5 protein-coding genes are annotated in these 17,287 nt (G+C 72.3%); 1 reads left to right on the top strand and 4 read right to left on the bottom strand.

Features of this window, described 5'->3' with window-relative positions:
* Nucleotides 1-32: 32 nt before the first annotated feature.
* Genes OIE13_RS12505 through OIE13_RS12490 form a run of 4 tightly spaced genes read right to left on the bottom strand, consistent with a single transcriptional unit; the run spans nt 33 to nt 15,425 of the window.
* Entirely contained in the window at nt 33-2,000 is a 1,968-nt protein-coding gene (locus OIE13_RS12505; RefSeq protein ID WP_326830032.1) for a Gfo/Idh/MocA family oxidoreductase, read from the bottom strand.
* Nucleotides 1,997-3,163 (bottom strand): saccharopine dehydrogenase NADP-binding domain-containing protein, encoded by a 1,167-nt coding sequence (locus tag OIE13_RS12500; protein ID WP_326639977.1) that lies wholly within the window; start codon nt 3,161-3,163, stop codon nt 1,997-1,999. Before OIE13_RS12500 ends, OIE13_RS12505 begins: the two co-directional genes overlap by 4 nt.
* Complete coding sequence (locus tag OIE13_RS12495; RefSeq protein ID WP_326830031.1) at nt 3,160-8,670, bottom strand: non-ribosomal peptide synthetase; 5,511 nt, start codon at nt 8,668-8,670, stop codon at nt 3,160-3,162. The genes OIE13_RS12500 and OIE13_RS12495 overlap by 4 nt, the downstream gene beginning before the upstream one ends.
* On the bottom strand, nt 8,667-15,425 hold the full coding sequence (locus OIE13_RS12490) for a non-ribosomal peptide synthetase (protein ID WP_326830030.1): 6,759 nt from the start codon (nt 15,423-15,425) through the stop codon (nt 8,667-8,669). Before OIE13_RS12490 ends, OIE13_RS12495 begins: the two co-directional genes overlap by 4 nt.
* 181 nt (nt 15,426-15,606) lie before the next feature.
* Between OIE13_RS12490 and OIE13_RS12485 the strand changes: the two genes are divergently transcribed.
* The gene (locus OIE13_RS12485) at nt 15,607-17,247 is read left to right on the top strand and encodes a (2,3-dihydroxybenzoyl)adenylate synthase (protein WP_326639982.1); all 1,641 of its coding nucleotides are present in this window, start codon (nt 15,607-15,609) and stop codon (nt 17,245-17,247) included.
* Nucleotides 17,248-17,287 lie beyond the last annotated feature (40 nt).

Here is a 17,287-nt window from a genome sequence, read left to right as displayed (position 1 = left end):
GGCGAGGAGGGGAGAAAGAAGAGAGGAGAGGGTCAGGGGAGAGCGGGGCCTGGGGTGGGAACAGGGGAGGCAACGACCGGCTGGCGGGTGAGCTCGGCCAGCGGCGGCGCACCGGGCCGGGTGGGCAGCAGCCGCGCGTGCAGCCCAGCCTCCTCGGCCACCTGCCGCAGCCCGAAGGGAATCCATCGGTAGGAGTCGTGCACCAGGCGTAGCGGGATGTCCTCGTCGTCGAGGTACACCCGCCAGGTGGTGTGCAGCCGCATCGTGGCGGGGGCGTCCTGGTCGGGGGCGCCGGAGAACCACCATTCGTAGCGGTGGTGGCCGGCTCGGGCGGTGGCCATCCGGGTCTCGGGAAGGAGTAGAGGCTTTTCCATCCCCATGAGTTCGACGATGACGACGCCCTTCGGGGACAGGCGTCGCAGCAGGCGCTCCCACAGCCGTCGGCGTTGCCCGGCGTCCAGGTGGCCGAGTACACCGCACAGCAGGACGGCGCTGACGTGGTCGGGCAGCTCCAGCTCCGGAGCGGCGTCAGCGGTGATCGTCACCCTGGGGCGCAGGTACGGGTCGCTGAAGACGCGGCTGGTCAGGACGGCCCGCATGCCGGTGGCCGGTTCGCAGGCGAGGATCTCCGCGTCGGGCCGGGCCCGGGCGACGGCCTCGGTCAGCAGGCCGGTACCGGCTCCGATGTCGAGCACCGGTCCGTGTGAGAGGTCCGCGCCGGCCAGTGCCCGTGCGACGGCGGGAGCGCTCGCGCCGGCGGTGTGTTCGGTGGCGATGAGATCGAAGAACTCGGCCGACGGCGTGTACGGAGGCGCCGCCTCGGTGTCTGCGGACGACTCCGATGGGGGGGCAGGCCGGGATCCGGTGTCCGTGGGGGGTTCGGGGGAGGGGATCGGTTTTCGCGCTTCAGCCGGGGCCGGCGGAGCGGGGAACAGCTCGCCGGCTGGAAGGGGGTGTGGCGCGGGGGGCCTGATGATTTCCGGTGGCCCGAGTCGTGCGGCCAGATCGGACCAGATGCGGCACATCGTCAGGTCGTACTGCGCCGCCCGCAGGACGTCTTCGCTGTCGGTCACGGCCGCTCGCAGCCCGTCGAGCGCGCGGCCGACGGCCTGGGGCCACAACTCGGTGAACACCTCGCGGAACGTCCCGGTGTCGCCGATGACCGAGGTCGTCGTGAGGTCGAGGTCGTCGGTGCCCGGCCCGTCGAGTACGAACCGGCGGTCGGCGTCCCGGTTGACGTGCAGGCGTGGGCTCCACAGCAGCGGCCCGTGGGTGTCGGCCAGGGTGAGGACCCCACCCTCGGTGCCGAGCGATACCCGGTGCCAGTGCAGGGCGTGGTTGTCGCGGTCGGCGGGGTCGAGCTGGTGGTGGACTCGCACGGTCAGCGCTACCCCGCCGAGGACTCCCTGCAGGAGGCGGAACGGCTGTGTGCCGACCTCCGCGGGCAGGGTCAAGGGGTCGGTGAACCGCCAGGGGCGCAGCGAGCCGAGGGCTCGCCCGAGGATGTCCACCATCGGTTGCATCAGGTGGACGGGGGTGGCGGCGTCGATGAACAGCGGCTTTTGGCGGGTGGTGAGCCTGCGGGCGGCCTGGATGAACGCGCGCACCGGCTCGACGTGCGGGTAGTGCGTGTTGAGCCGGTACTGCACGCGGTGGCGTCGGGCGAGTTTCAGGCACTCGGTCAGCTCGTCGAGATGAACGGGGTGTTCCTGCAGGACATGGAGGCCGCGGCCGATCAGGGCCTTGGCCAGTGCGGTTCCCTCTCCTCCCGATATCGATGAGCCGACCACGACGCACGCCGTGTCGAGGTCGTCCGGTAGCTGGTCGACCTCGGTGTGGTGAGGGACGCCGAGGCGTCGCGCGTAGGCGCGGGAGGCGGCGGAGCCGCGGCTGAGGATCGCGGCCAAGGTGTAGCCGGGGTGGGCCAGGACGGCTTCGGCGTAGAAGCGGCCGAAGTTGGTGCCGCAGACGACCATCCGCAGCGGGGGGTGCCCGTTCACAGGACGCCCTCCTCGGCCGGATCGTCGGCGCACGGCTCATCGGCGGACCTGGACAGCTCGAACCGATCGACGGCTCCGCCGCCGCGGAGCCAGTCGGCGACGGTGTCCGGGTCGAGCACATCGCAGGCGAAGTGCACGCCGGGCGGGACGGTCGCGCGCAGGATCGCGTCCACGGCCAGCGCCCCGACGGCGGCGGTGAGCCGGTAACTGCTGGCGGTGTGTACCGTCAGCCGGCGCCACGCGGGCCGGCCGGCCGAGGTGCCGGTCAGCTGGAAGTCGAGTACGTAGTAGGGCGTGCGCCCGGCCAGGTCGAGGTTGGCGGCCAAGATCAGCCGGGCGGCGAGTTCGCCGAGGTCGGCTCCCGCAGCGAGGCGGCCCGGCAACAGGTTCAGCAGGGCGCGTACCTGCGGGCCGGGGTGGACGTTGAACCAGTCCACCCGATCCAGCCCAAGACGCGTGGCCAAGCGTTCGCTCTCGCCGCTGAGGAAGGGCTGCACGGCCACCCGGCCGGGAAAGCAGGGGATTTCGGCGTCCTCGACGGCCCGCAGCGCCCGGGAGAGGCGGCGCCCGCCGCGGACGGCGGCCAGCGGTTCCCCGTAGGCGGCGCCGTTCGCGCCGCCCGCGGTGAGGGAGAGCATCAGGTCGACGGCCACGGTCGGGGAGCAGGACTCCAGGCCGCCGCAGTGAGCGGTCAGCGCCGATACCTCGTCCAGGTCCTGGCGGGCGAGCCAGCGCGGCAGGATGGCGGACAGGCCGGGCAGCGCTCCCGCGGACAGGATCACACTGCGGCCCTCGCGGGCCGGGTCGCCGTCGTTGAGCAGGTCTTCGGCGGCCGGGTCGTCGCCGGCCACGTCGACGCAGTGCGCTCCGGCGGCCAGCGCGGCCGAGGCCACGGTGGCCCTGAGCCGGTAGGTCGGGCCGACGCAGTTGAGGACAACGTCGCATCCTTGTGCGAAGGCGGCCAGGCTCGCGGTATCTTCGACGTCGGTCCGGACGATGTCGCCGCGGCCGGCGAGCTCCTGGTCGGCCACGGCCCGCAGCGCGTCCACCCGGCGCCCGCCCAGGCGCAGCGCGCCGTGGCCGAGGTCGCGCAGTTCGCGGACCGCGGCCCGGCCCACCGCTCCGGAGGCGCCCAGCACCCCGATGATGCGCGTGCCGTTCATCGGGTCACCGCGCCGTTGGTCAGCTCGGTGAGGATCTTCAGCACCGCGGGGGCGTGCTCGGCCGACAGGCAGCTGAAATGGTCGCCGCCGATGTCGACGATCTCCAGGTCGCCCAGGGTGAGCTCCTGCCAGTACTCGGTGACGGCGGCCTTGCTGCCGGGGAACGGGTAGGCGCCGTCGTGTCGCAGGAAGGTGATGTCGCCGGCGTAGGGTTCGGCGGTGTAGCGGGTGATGGCGAAGACGCTTTGGCGGTAGGCGGAGAACAGCCGGGTCATGTGGTCCGGTTCGTAGCTGCCGGCCGAGGCGGGTACCGCCTCGCACATCCGGGCGATGCGCGTGGCGCGGGGTACCGTGGCCAGGTTCCGGAAGCAGGCGGCGATGTCGGCGTACTTTCCGGTGAGGGCGGCGAGTCCGCCGTCGGGCAGGACGCCGGGGCTGCCGGCCAGCACGGCGTCGGTGGCGGCCGCCACTCGGTACTGGTCGTCGGGGAAGCCGAGGTCGGCCGGGTCGATGCCCATCATCACGGCGAAGGAGTACTCCGACAGCAGTTCGTCGTCGAGGCGGAACCTCGGGCTGTGGCTGCTGATGACCGTCAGGCTCTCCACCTGGGCGCCGGACTCGGCCAGGTTGCGGGCCACCTCGGTGGCGATCAGGCCGCCCAGGCAGTACCCCACGATGTGGAAGCGCCTGCCGCCGCCCGCGGTCAGCGCGCGGGCGTAGTCGGCCGCGAGTTGCTCGATGAGCCCTTCGGGCGGGGCGGCCAGATAGCGGTCGAGGCCGGGGACCTCCAGGCCCACGACGTCGGCGACTCCGGGGGAGCGCCGCCTGATCTCGGTGACCAGCGCCCGGTACGGCATGATCGTCCCGGTTCCTGCGTGGACGAGGACGGTGGTGGGCTCGTCCGCCGAACGGGCGCCGTGCAGGTGGATGACGGGATCGACGGGCGCGTCAGGCCGGTCGGCCGGAGACTCGCCGGTGAGGCCGCGCAGGAAGGCGGCGAGGCCGGCCACCGTCGGGCGCCGCAGCATGTGCCTCAGCACGACCTCCCACTCCAGGTCGGCGGCCTGCGGTATCCGCTCTCGTAGCCGGCCGACCATGCGGGCGACGAGCAGGGAGTCTCCGCCCAGGGCGAAGAAGTCGTCGGTGCGGCCGACGTGCTCCACGGCCATCAGTTGCGCCCACAATTCGGCGAGTTTGCTCTCCAGTTCGTCCATCGGCCGCTCGTCGGCGGCCGGAGCCGCCTGCGTGCCCTCGCGGGGCAGCCAGGAGCGCAATTGGTTGCGGTCGGTCTTGCCGTTGGCCGTGCGGGGCAGGGCGTCGACGATCTGCCACAGCGACGGAACCATGTACTCGGGTAGCCGGGTGGACACACCGCGTGTCAGCTCGCCCGCCGTGACGTGGGCGCGGTCGGCCTTCAGGCGGGCGAGGAAGAGTTCCTGGCCGGTGGCGGCCAGCGGGTCGCCCACTTCGGGAAGCGAGACGACGTCCACCGCTTCGTGCCGGTCCAGCAGGTCCAGCCATTGTGGCCGGGTGAGGAAGGACTGCCCGTTGTGTGCCCTGTGGTCGGTCCAGGTGCGTCCGGCGACCTCCAGGAACTCCATGGACACCAGCAGCGGGTAGTGGTCGTCGCGGGTGTTTTCCACAAACACCAGGTGGCCGCCGGGTACCAGCAGCTCACGAAGCCGGGCGAGTGTGGCCTCGGTGTCGCAGGCGGCGTGCAGGGTGTTGGCGCACACCACGACGTCGAAGGAGTTGGGGATGAATCCCTGTTCGCGGATGTCGTTGTCCACGTCGAGGCGTTCGTGGCGCACCCAGGGGTGGTCGGCGAAGCGCTCGCGTGCCTCGTTGAGGAAGAACGCCGACGGGTCGGTGAACACGTAGTCCACGCCGTATTCGGCGAGGACCGGCACCAGTTCGCCGGTCGTGCCGCCGACGCCGCCGCCGACCTCCAGCACGCGCAGCCGCTCCTCGCCCGCGTGGTCGGCGGCGATCTCTCGCACGGCGGCCACCAGGGCTTGGTTGAGGTGGCGGATGGCCAGGTTGTCACGGTAGGCGGCGTCGGCGGCCTCCGTGGCCGCCCCGGGGAAGAGCAGCGCGCGGATGTCGAGGTCGCCTGAGATGAGTTCGGGCAGCCGGTCGGCGCAGGTGCGCATGACCTCGAGCAGTTCGGTGCTCCAGCCGACCTCTCGCTCCAGTGCGGTGGCGCGCTGCCAGGTGTGCTCCAGATCTGCTGCGGAGGTCGGGTGCAGCCCGCCGAAGGTCGCGGCGGCGTCGTCGTGCGACAGCCGGCCCCGGCTGGTGAGTGCGCGCAGCCAGCGGCGTAGGACATGGCGGTGACGCGGGGTGGAGCGCAGCGCGGTGTAGATCTCCTCGGCGGTGTGCCCGGCGGTATCGGCGAACAGGCCGGCGCCGGTGAGCACCCGGCTCATCACCGAGAGCGCGACCTCGTCGAGCGTGTCGAGGAAGGCGGTCAGCCGTTTGCTGTCGATCTTGGCGGAGGCCTCGTGTACGGCGTGCGCGGCGGCCTGGCGTGCGCGGGTGGCGGACGGGGGGGCGGGTTCGTCGGACCCGTGGTGTGCTGTTTCGACGAACGCGGCCAGGCGGCGCCCGCCTGAGGCGGAGTCGTCGACCAGGACCGCCCCCACGCCTACCGAGGGGTGTGCCTGTAGGGCGGCCTCGATCTCGGCGAGTTCCACCCGGTAGCCGCGGATCTTCACCTGGGCGTCCTCGCGGCCGAGGAACTCGATGTCCCCCTCGGGCAGGTAGCGGCCCAGGTCGCCGGTGCGGTAGATCCGTTCACCGGTGGCCGGATCGGTGATGAAACGTTCCGCGGTGCGGGCCTGGTCGCCGAAGTAGCCCATGGCCACTCCGGCTCCGCCGATGTACAGCTCACCGGTGACCCAGTCGGGCTGGGGCTGCAGGGCGTGGTCGAGTACGGTGAGGCGCTGGTTGGTCAGCGGACGGCCGTAGGGGATGCTGGGCCGGTTGGTGTCCACCGCGCCGACGGGGTGTGCGATCGACCAGATGGAGCCCTCGGTGGCGCCGCCCAGGGAGATGACCTCCAGGCCGGGCAGGATCGTCCGCGCCTCGTCGGGCAGGGTGATCGGGATCCAGTCGCCAGACAGCAGGGCCAGGCGCAGCGTGCCGTCTTGGCCGGGAGGCTCCGAGCGCAGCCAGTCGCAGAGCATCTGCAACTGGCCGGGCACTGAGTTCCACACCGTGATGCCGTGGGCGGAGATGAGGTCGGCCCAGTGAGAGGGGTCGCCGCGGCGCCCGGCCTCGGGCAGTACCAGCGTGCCGCCTGCCGACAGCGGACCGAAGATGTCGTAGACCGACAGGTCGAAGCCCAGCGCGGCGATGCCGAGGACGCGGTCGTCACCGGTGAGGGCGTAGCGGTGGTTGATGTCCTGGACCGTGTTCAGGGCGGCCCGGTGGCTGATCATCACGCCCTTGGGCGTGCCGGTGGAGCCGGAGGTGTAGATGATGTAGGCCAGATCGTCGGGGGCGGCGCGGCGCGGCGGGGCGGCGTTGGGCGCGACGGCCTCGGGCAGCCGGTCCACCACGACGGCCGACACGCCGTCCGGTAGATCGTCGATCTCCGCCAGCCAGGACTGGGTCAGCACGGTACGGACGGCGGCGTCGGCGAGGATCGTGTCGCGGCGGGCCGGGGGCTGCGCGGTGTCGACGGGCAGGTAGGCGCCGCCGGCCAGCAGCGTGCCCAGCACGGCGACGACCTGCTCCCAGCCCTTGTCCATCCAGATGGCCACCGGTTCGGCGGGGCGCAGCCCGGCTGCGACCAGCAGGTCGGCCACCTGCGCTGCCCGTCCGAGCAGCTGACGGTAGGTCAAGGCGCGGTCCGGGGACTGTACCGCGACCGCGTTGGGGGTGGCCAGGGCACGGGCCAGGACCGGCTCGTGAAGCAGTGAGTCCGGCAACGGGCCCTGCGTCGCGTTGACCTCGATCCGGCGGGCAGCCTGCGCCGCGGGCAGTTCGACGCGGGCCGGCTGCTCCCAGGCGTCCTCGGCGTCGGCGCCTTCGGCCGCCAGCAGTTCGACCAGCGTGACGTAGGCGCCGAACATGTCCTCGGCGACGCCGTCGGGCAGGGCGCCCTCGCGGATGTCCCAGGACATGACCAGCCTCTCGCCCCGCTCCATGACCTGGCAGTCCAGCCACACCTGCGGAGTTTGGGTGAGTGCGTAGGAGACCTCCGGCGGGATGCCGCCCGGTGCTCCGGCGCCGCCCAGGGCGCTGGTGAAGACGACCGGCATCAGCACGGGGGCGCCGGCCCGGCGCGACAACTCGGCCAGCACCTCCGAGCCGGTGAACAGCGGGTGTTGCAGGTCTTCCAGCAGTTGGGCGCCGGTCTCCCGGACCCGCTCGGTGAAGGAGGCCGGCGCGGTCAGGTCCACGGCGAGCAGCTCCACCGAGGTGAAGTCACCGACGAGGCGGCCGATGTCCTCGTGCAGCGCCGGGCGGTCCACGGTCGGCACGTTGAGGGTGAAGCGCGCGGTGCGCGACCAGCGGCCGACGATTTCGGCGTACGCCGTGAGCAGCACCGTGGAGACGGTCAGTCCGCGTCGTCCGGCGCGCTCGGTCAGGCGCTGCCTGGCGGCCATCGGCAGCGGCCGCTCCAGGCGGCGGAAACGGACGTCACCGTCGTCTGGGTGTTCGGTGGCGGCCCAGGTCTCGGCGGTCGGCAGTTCCGGCGGGGGCGGCAGCTCCTCCAGCCGCGCCGTCCAGTACTCCCGGTCCCGCAAGTAGGCGGGGGTGTCCGTCAGGGCTCGCCGGGCCAGGACGTAGTCCCGGAAGGTGATGCCGAGCGGGGCCGGTGCGCCGGTGCCGTCCCGGTACAGGTGGTGGAACTCGGCCAGCAGGATGCGCAGGCTGGCGTGGTCGACGGTGAGCATGTCGAACGACAGGTGCAGCACGGCACGCCCGGGGACCCGGGTGATGTGCACGTCGAACAGCGGCCAGCGGTCGGTGGGTCCTCGGCGCAGCGACATCCTGGCGCGGGCGTCGTTCAGGGCGGCGTCGGCCTGCGCCGTGTCGGCGGTAGCGGTGTCGGTGACGCGCAGCTCGGGGGTCTGCGGCAGCACCTGCTGGTATCCGTCGGTGTGGACGACCGCGCGCAGCATGTCGTGCCGTTCGATCAGGTGCTGCCAGGCGGCGGTGACGCGGTCGGTGTCGAGTTCGGCGTAGTCCAGCTCGACGTAGGCGTGGCAGGCGACACCGCCGTAGGCGTAGGCGTCGGCCCGGCCGATCAGGTAGGCGGCCTGGATGCCCGTCAGGGGGAAGGGGTCGTGGCGGCCGGCCTCGTCGTGGTGCAGGGGGCGGCTGTTCTGCTCGTCGGCCAGGTGTCGCAGGATCGCGTCCTTGTGGGCGCGCAGCTCGGCGCGCCGCTCGTCGGTGAGGAAGCCCTTGGGTGCCCGGAAGCGCAGTTGCCCGTCCTGAGCCCACACGACCACGCCGTCACGTGCGTATCCGGCCAGCAGCTCGGTGATGTTCACAGTTCTCCGATTTCGACGTCGGTCGCGCCGGCGACCGTTGCGGTGATCTCCGCGCCGAGCGCGGCGATGGTCGGTGCGGCCAGGAGGGTGCGGATCGTGATGCCGGTCCCGAAACGGCGTTCGATCGCTGACACCAGGCGGATCGCGGACAGGCTGTCCCCGCCGGTGGTGAAGAAGTTGGCGTTGCGGTCCAGCGCCGAGCCGGGCAGCTGGGCGTCCCACAGCCCGGCGAGGGCGGTCTCCACCTCCCCCTGGGGCGGCTCGGCATTGGCCGAGGAGGTGTCCCGGGCGGCCAGCAGGGCCAGTTCGGCGCGGTCGATCTTGCCGTTGGCGGTCAGCGGCAGCGCGGCGAGCAGCAGCACCCGGGAGGGGATGGCGTAGGCGGCCAAGCGCTCGCCGAGCCAGCGATGGAGCCGGTCGGCAAGTCGTGTCGCGTCCGGGCCGGCAGCGTCGTGGGCGATGAGGGGATCGTCGGGGAGCTCGCGGGGAACGGCGAAGGCGACCAGCCGCCGGGCGGTGCGCTCTCCCGCGGCCACCACGGCGGCCCGGGAGATGTCCGGGTGGGCTTCGATGGCCGCCTCGACCTCGCCGGCCTCGATGCGATGCCCGGCGATCTTCAGCTGGGTGTCCAGCCGGCCGAGGAACTCCAGGAGCCCGTCCGAGCGGTAGCGGCCCAGGTCGCCGGTGCGGTACCAGCGCTGCCCGTCGTGGGTGGGGAACTTCTCCGCGGTGCGGCGCGGATCGTCCAGGTATCCCATGGCCAGCCCCGCGCCGCCGATCCACAGTTCGCCGGGCGTCCAGTCGGGGCAGTCGCGGCCGAAGCCGTCGACGACGCGGTAGCGCTGCCCGGTCAGCGGGCGCCCGTAGGGGATGGACGCCCAGCTGGGGTCCACCTTCTCGACGGTGAGGGTGTTGGACCACACCGACGCCTCGGTCGCGCCGCCCATGGCGACGAACCGGCAGGGCCGCACGGTGAGTGCCCGCAACCGGCCCGGCAGGTCCAGGCCGATCCAGTCGCCGGAGACCAGTGCGACGCGCAGCCCTCGCAGCGTTTCGCTGTCGGCTACGGCGTGCTCCGCCGCGTCCAGGAGAAGGTCCAGGAGCGCCGGCACGGTGTTCCACACCGTCACGTCGTGGCGGTGCACGAGGGCGGGCCACCGCCGGGGTTCGTGTCGGAGCTCGTCTGTGGGCAGCAGCAGTGAGCCGCCGGCCGACAGCAGCCCGAAGATGTCGTAGACCGACAGGTCGAAGTCCAGCGCGGACAGGGCGAACACGCGGTCGCCGGGGCCGATGTCGTGGCGCGTTCCGATGTCGGCGACGGTGTTCCAGGCCGCGGTGTGGGAGATCTTCACTCCCTTGGGTTCACCCGTCGACCCGGACGTGAAGATCACGTAGGCGAGTGCCTCGACCGGCACGCGATGTGCTCGCTCCAGCGGTTCATGGCTCAGCGCCTCCTGAAGGGACATCACCTGGTGTGCCCCGGTGTCGTCCGGCGTGTTGGCTCGCGGTGGTGCGGGCCGTTCGCCGAGGGTCAGGCCGATTCCCGCGGCGGTTCGTATCCGGTCGCGGCGGGCGGCAGGCTGGTCCAGGCCGATCGGGACGTAGGCCGCGCCGGCGGCCAGGACGCCCAGTACGGCCGTGATCTGCTCGGGCCCCTTGGGCAGGCTGATTGCGACGAGGTCGCCTGGCCGCACGCCGCGCTCCAGCAGGGTGGCGGCGGTGCGCAGCGCCCCGTCGGCGAGCGCGCCGTAGCTGGTGGTGCCGCCCTCGGAGGTGACCAGTGCCGTCCGGTCCGGTTCGGCGGCGGCGCGTTCGAAGAACGCCTCGTGCAGGAGCCGGGGCGTGACGGGGTCGCCCTCCTCCTCCAGCGCCACCGCCGTACGCCGCTGCCGCTGCGCGGCGGGCAGCAGGTCCGGGATCGGTGCCGTCCAGTCGCCGTCGGCCAGGTGGTGGATCAGCCGGGTGTGGGCGTCGAACATGGCGTCGAGCACGCCGTCGCTGAACAGTTCCTCCACCGCGTCCCAGGTGACGACCAGCTCGCCTGATTCCTCGGTGACCTGGTTGTCCAGGATGACCTGGGGGGATTGGGAGATTCCCCACACCTTGGGCGGGAAGCCCGAGGCCGGGTCGGACAGTCCGGCGTCGCCGACGCCGAGCGCGCTGGTGAACACCACCGGCGCGGCGGCGTCGAGAATGCCGGTACGGCGGGCGAACTCCCGCAGTAGCCAGGCGATCGGCACGTCCTGGTGGTCGAGGTCCTCGGCCTGCCGCCGCTGCAGCGCGGCGGCGGCCGACAGCCAGCCGTCGCCGGATCGGCGGTAGGCGGCCAGGGACAGGGAGGTGAAGTCTCCCAGGACGCGGTGGACGTGCGGGTGCACCTCACGCCGGTTGAACAGGGTCAGGGTCAGGGTGAGGGCGTCGGTTCCGCTCCAGGTCGCCAGGACCTCCCCGTAGGCGGCGAGCAGCACGGTGGAGGGTGTCAGGCGGTGCCGGGCGGCGCGCTCCTTGACGGTGCGCCAGGCGGCGGCGTCCAGGCGCAGCTGCCTGCGGGCGAACCTGGGCGTCTCGAGCAGTGCCGGATTGCGGTCCAGGGGCAGGGCGGGGACGGGGGGCAGTTCCTCCAGCCGCGCCTGCCAGTGGGCGCGGGCCCGTTCGGTGGAGCGGGGGTCGGCCGGAAGCTGGGTGAGGTAGTCGCGAAACGACAGCTCGATCGCCGGGAGTGAGGTGTCGGGGTCGGCGTACAGGGCGTTGAGCTCGGCGTACAGGGTGGTGATCGACAGTGCGTCCAGGACGAGGTAGTCCAGGCCGATGGCGAGCCTGGTCCGGACGGATCCCGAGGGGCCGGGGTAGCGCACCGCCGCGACGGCGAAGAGCGGCCAGTGGCCGGGGTCGCGGACCTGGCGGGACATCCGCTCGCGCAGGGCGGCGAGGGCCTCGTCGGTTCCGGCGGCGTCGCTCTCCTGGCAGTCGATCCGATACGGTGCGACGGCCTCCAGCACCTGTTGCGTGCCCTCTCGTACGACGGCGCGCAGCATGCCGTGCCGTCGGATGAGGGTCTGCCAGGCCCGCTCCAGCCGTCCCAGGTCGACCTGGGCGCCGTCGAACTCGCTGTAGTGCCAGGTTCCGACGCCGCCGAGGGTGAAACCGGGGTCGCGTCCGGTGTGGTAGGCGGCTTGGACATCGGTGAGGGCGAAAGGCTCGTAGGCGTGGCCGGGGTCAGAGGAGAGGACGGTGGTCGGTGCGGTGCTCGGTGCGGTGCTCGGGCCGGGGGTGTCGGGCCGCAGTGTCAGCAGCGCGGAGAATTCCCGAAGGATCGGGTTGGCGAAGAGCGCGGCCACGCGGGCCCCGCCGACGCCGGCGGCGCGCAGCCGGCCGATCATGCGGGTCGCGATGAGCGAGTCCCCGCCGAGCGCGAAGAAGCCGTCGCCGCGGCTCACGTCGCGCACCCCGAGGAGTTCGGCCCACACGCCCGCGACCACGGTCTCCACCGGGCCGGACGGGGCCTGCGCCGCTACGGGGTGCTCGCGTGCGGAGGCCGTCAGGACACGCCGCACGGCCGCCCGGTCGAGCTTGCCGTTGGAGGTGAGCGGCATCGTGTCCATGACCAGGACATGCTCGGGAAGCATGTAGGCGGGTAGCTGTTCGGCCGCCCGGCTCCGCAGGAGGTCGGGGTCGGGGCGGCCGCCCGTGGGCGATATGACCGACACGGCCGCCGCCAGGCGGCGGACCGGGGTCTCCAGCACGGTGGCCACCGCGTGCAGCACGTCCGGATGTTCTTCCAGTGCCGCTTCGACCTCGCCGAGCTCGATGCGGTGCCCGCCGATCTTCACCTGGTGGTCGGCGCGGCCGAGGAACTCCAGGACACCGTCCGGCCGGTAGCGGGCCAGGTCACCGCTGCGGTACCAGCGGTCGCCGTCATGGTCGACGAACCGGGACGCGGTGCGCTCAGGATCGCCGCGGTAGCCGGTGGCGACGCTTGGGCCGCCGATCCACAGCTCACCGGGCACCTGGTCGGGGCAGTCGCGTCCACGCCCGTCCACGACGCGGGCCCGCATGTTGCGCAGCGGCACGCCGTAGGGGATGGACTTCCACGAGGGGTCGACCTCGTCGACCTCGAAGACGGTGGAGTGCACGGCGGCCTCCGTCATGCCGCCGAGGGCCACGAAGCGGCAGCCGGGGACGAGGGCGCGCAGCCGGGCGGGCTGGTCGAGCCCGACCCAGTCGCCGCCGAGCAGGACCAGGCGCAGCGTGTCACCGAGTCCCGCGTCCCCGCCCGCCGCCATGAGCAGGTCCAGCAGTGCGGGAACGCACTGGACGATGCTGACTTTGTGCTCGCGGACGAGGTGTGCCCAGTGGTGGGCGTCACGCCGGTGCTCCTGGCCGACGACGACCACCTGCCCGCCGACCGACAGCGGGGCGAAGATGTCGTAGGTGGCGAGGTCGAAATCGAGGGCGGAGATCGCCAGCGTGCGGTCGCCGGGACCGACGCCGAACTGATCCCCCATCGCGTCGACGGTGTTGACGATGGCGCGGTGTGACACCTCCACCCCCTTGGGCAGCCCGGTCGAGCCGGAGGTGAAGAGCAGGTATGCGGCACTGTCCGGTCCGGGGTGGGCGACGGGCCCGGGGGGGAGTTCCTCGGCGTCGGCCAGGCGCAGCACGGCTACTTCAGGCAGATCGGCGCATAGATGGGCGTGAGCGTCGTCGGTGAGCACAACGGCCGCGCCGGCCATGGCGTGGATGCGGCTGCGCCGGATGGCGGGCTGCTCCACCCCGACGGGCGCGTAGGCGGCTCCCGCGGCGAGAACCCCGAGGACGGCGGCGATCTGGTCGGCGCCCTTGGGCAGGGTGATGGCCACGGTGTCGCCCTCCCGCACACCGTGGTGCCGCAGCAGGGTCGCCACCTTCCGCGCCACCAGGGCGAGTTCGGCGTACGTCAGCGCGGATCCGTCCTCTTTGACGACGGCGAGGTGGCCGGGCCGCTCGTCGGCGAGCCGGAAGAAGCGCGTGTGCAGAACGTGGCCGGGCTGCGGGGCCGCAGGCAGGGCGGCGACGGCGCGGACCGGGAGCCGGTCGGCGGCCAGCAGCGGTCCGACGGGCAGCAGCCAGGCCTCTGAGGTGGTGAGGAGGTCGGTGACCAGGCGGCGGTAGGCGTCGAAGGCCGCGTCCGGCACGCCGGGGGCGAGCACGCCGTCGCGGACGTCCCAGTTGAGAAGGAGTCCGCCGTCGAGTTCGGTGACCTGGGCGTCCAGGAAGACCTGGGGGCCCTGGGAGATGATCCACACCGGGCGGCCGAAGGTCGCCTGGACGTCCGGTGTGAAGATCTCGCCCAGGCCGATGGCGCTGGTGTAGACGATGGGCGCGAGGACGGGGGCGCCTTCGAGGCGCGCGAGGTCGCGCAGCACCTCGACGCCGCCGTACGCGCCGTGGGCGACCCCCGCCTGCAGACCGTCCTGCAGCAGCCGGGCTTGTTCGGTGAAGGGCAGGGCGGCGCTCATGTCCGCGTCGAGCAGGACGGAGCCGCTGAAGTCGCCGATGAGGCCGGCGACGTCGGGGGTGAGCATCTCCCGGTCGAACAGCGGGAGGTTGAGCAGGAAGCGGTGGGTGTCGCTCCAGGCGGCGATGACCTCGGCGAACGCGGTGGCCAGGGCAGCTGCGGGGGTGATGCCGTGCAGGCGTGCCCGGGCCAGGAGGGCGGCCTTGGCGTCCGGGTCCAGCCAGTGGTGCAGACGCCTGGAGTGGGTGAGCGCGGAGTCGGCCGCCGACACCGGCCGCAGCGGATCCACCGTCGTGGGCAGCCGGGGCGCCCGGGGAAGATCGGGGAGCCGGTCGCGCCACCACCGGGCGGCCCGCTCGCGTTCCGCGCCACGACGCCGAGCGTGTTCGGCCAGGTAGCGGCCGTAGTCGAGGCCGAAGGCGGGCAATGACACATCGGGGCGCTCATACAGCCGGTGCAGGTCGGTGAGCAGGACGCGCAGGCTCAGCGCGTCGCCGGCCATCATGTCCAGGTCGAGCTGGAGCCTGGTTCGCCCGCCGGGCAGCAGGCACAGGGAGACCCGGAAGACCTCGCCCGCCGCGATGTCGAGGCGGCCGTGGGTGTGGCGCTCGCGCAACGTCTCCAGCGTGTCGGTGACCTCGTCGGCGGGCAGCTCCCGCAGGTCGTGGACGACCAGGCCGGTGCCGGGCGCGCCGTAGTGCTGGCGGCCCTCGTCGTCGAAGCGGGCCCGCAGCATGCCGTGCCGCTCGCTCAGAGCGCGCAGCGCCCCCTCGAGCCGTACGGGGTCCACTCCCTCGCCGTCGAGTTCGACGTAGAAGTGGGCGGCGACGCCGCCCAGCGGCTGGCCGTCCTGCCGGCCGATCCAGTAGGCGTGCTGCATCGTCGCCAGCGCGAACGGCGCCTCCTCGTCGTAACCGGTGTCCGGGGTGAGGGCGGGGGAGGGCATGTCGATGGAGGCCTGCTGTGCCCTCTCCGTCAGCAGGGCGCTCCAGGAGCCGAGCACCGGGTCCTGGACCAGGTCCCGGAAGGTGACGGCGATACCGCGGCGACGCCACTCGCCGGCGAGTCTCATCACGGCGAGGGAGTCGAGACCGAGCTCGAACAGGTCGCGCTCCTGGTCGATCTCGTCCGCCGGTATCTCCAGCGCCTGAGCGACCGCCTCGCGTACGTCGTCCGGCGCGAAGGCCGGTGCGGGCGCATGCGAAGGCGGCTCTGCGGGGTTCGGCGTCTGTTCTGGGACGGAGTGTTCGTCACTCAAGGGTGGGTTTCCCTCCGGTGTGGGCTCGGATGTTCGTGGTGCTTGCCTGTGGCGTTGCGTCAGCGGAAGGACGTGCCGATGGAGCAATGCAGTAAAAATGGTTATCATTTCTACTCGTGCATCCTAAACGGATGAACGAGGCATATGCCACTCCCAGCGGGAGACGACGAAGGGGATCGCCATGACCCAGCCCCAGACCCAGACCCATCCGGTCTGGCCGGACGCCGACGCGGAGCGTTACCGCCGCGCCGGCTACTGGAGTGGCCGGACATTCGGCGCGCACCTACGTGACTGGGCCGCGCAGCGCCCGCAGCGAACCGCGCTCGTCGACGGCGAGCGCCGCTGGACCTACGCCCACCTGGACGCCGAGGCGAACCGGCTCGCGCACGGACTGCGGCGGCTGGGCCTGCGCAAAGGCGACCGTGTCGTGGTCCAACTGCCCAACTGCGCGGAGTTCGTCCAGCTCTGGTTCGCCCTTCAACGCCTCGGCGCGGTACCCGTGCACGCCATGCCGGGACACCGCCGCGCCGAGATCGGCCACCTGGTTCGCATCTCGGGCGCGGTGGCCTGCGTCATCCCCGACCGGCACGCCCGCTTCGACCACCGCGGGCTGCTCCGCGACATCCTCACCGACCAGGCGGAAAGCGGCACGCTACGCCACGTGGTGGTGGTCGGCGACCCGGGCGCGCACCGGGACTTCATCCGCTTCGCGGACCTGGCGGACGACGCCCCACCCGTCGCGACCGACCCGGAGGATCCCGTCGCCGGCGACCTGGCGTTGCTGTTGCACTCCGGCGGCACCACCGGCCTGCCCAAACTCATCCCGCGCACCCACGACGACTACGCCTACAACGCCCGCGCCGCCGCCGAGATCTGCGGTCTCGACGAGGACTCCGTCTATCTCGCCGTCCTGCCGATCGCCTTCAACTTCACGCTGGCCTGCCCCGGCGTGCTGGGCACTCTGGCCGCCGGCGGTACCGTCGTCGTGTCGCCCGATCCGAGCCCGCAGACCGCCTTCGCGCTGATCGAGCGCGAGCGCGTGACCATCACCTCGCTCAGCCCGCCCCTGGTCCCGTACTGGATGGAGGAAGGTGCCCGCGGCGGAGCGGACCTCGACAGCCTCAGGGTGCTCCAGGTCGGGGGAGCGCGGCTTGCCGACGACGTCGCCCGCAAGCTCGGCCCCGCGCTGGGCGTGACGGTCCAGCAGGTCTTCGGCATGGCCGAGGGACTGATCAGCCTCACCCGCCTGGAGGACTCCGAGGATCTCATCTGTACCTCCCAGGGGCGCCCGATCTGCCCGGACGACGAGGTCCTCATCGTCGGCCCCGACGGCCGGCCCGTCGCCGACGGTCTCCCCGGCGAACTGCTCACCCGGGGCCCCTACACCCTGCGCGGCTACTACCGTGCGCAGGAGCACAACCGCGTCGCCTTCACCCCCGACGGCTTCTACCGCAGCGGGGACGTCGTACGCCGGCTTCCCTCCGGCCACCTGGTCGTCGTCGGACGGATCAAGGACCAGATCAACCGCGGCGGCGAGAAGATCGCGGCGACCGAGGTGGAGGAGCACCTGCTCACCCACCCGCTGATCACGGAGGCGGCACTGGTCGGGGTTCCCGACGAGAAGTGGGGCGAGCGGTCGGTGGCGTTCCTGGTCTGCGCCGGGCCGATCCCGGGGACGCGGGAACTGGCCGCCTTCCTCAGAGGGCGCGGGCTGGCGGAGTACAAGGCACCCGACCAGGTGGCAGGAATCGCGGCCATGCCGCTGACCGCGGTCGGAAAGATCGACAAGAAGGCCCTGGCCGGGACGCTCTCACCGACATGACAGGGCCGGGAAGGGGAGAGGGCGGCCCGCGCCCCCTCCC

This window comes from Streptosporangium sp. NBC_01810, from assembly GCF_035917355.1.
Lineage (GTDB): Bacteria > Actinomycetota > Actinomycetes > Streptosporangiales > Streptosporangiaceae > Streptosporangium.
This window is presented reverse-complemented; position numbering and strand designations above follow the sequence as displayed.

Coding starts and splice junctions, on each gene's coding strand:
- OIE13_RS12485 (WP_326639982.1), top strand. CDS start 15,607: ATGACCCAGCCCCAGACCCAGACCCATCCGGTCTGGCCGGACGCCGAC.
- OIE13_RS12500 (WP_326639977.1), bottom strand. CDS start 3,163: ATGAACGGCACGCGCATCATCGGGGTGCTGGGCGCCTCCGGAGCGGTG.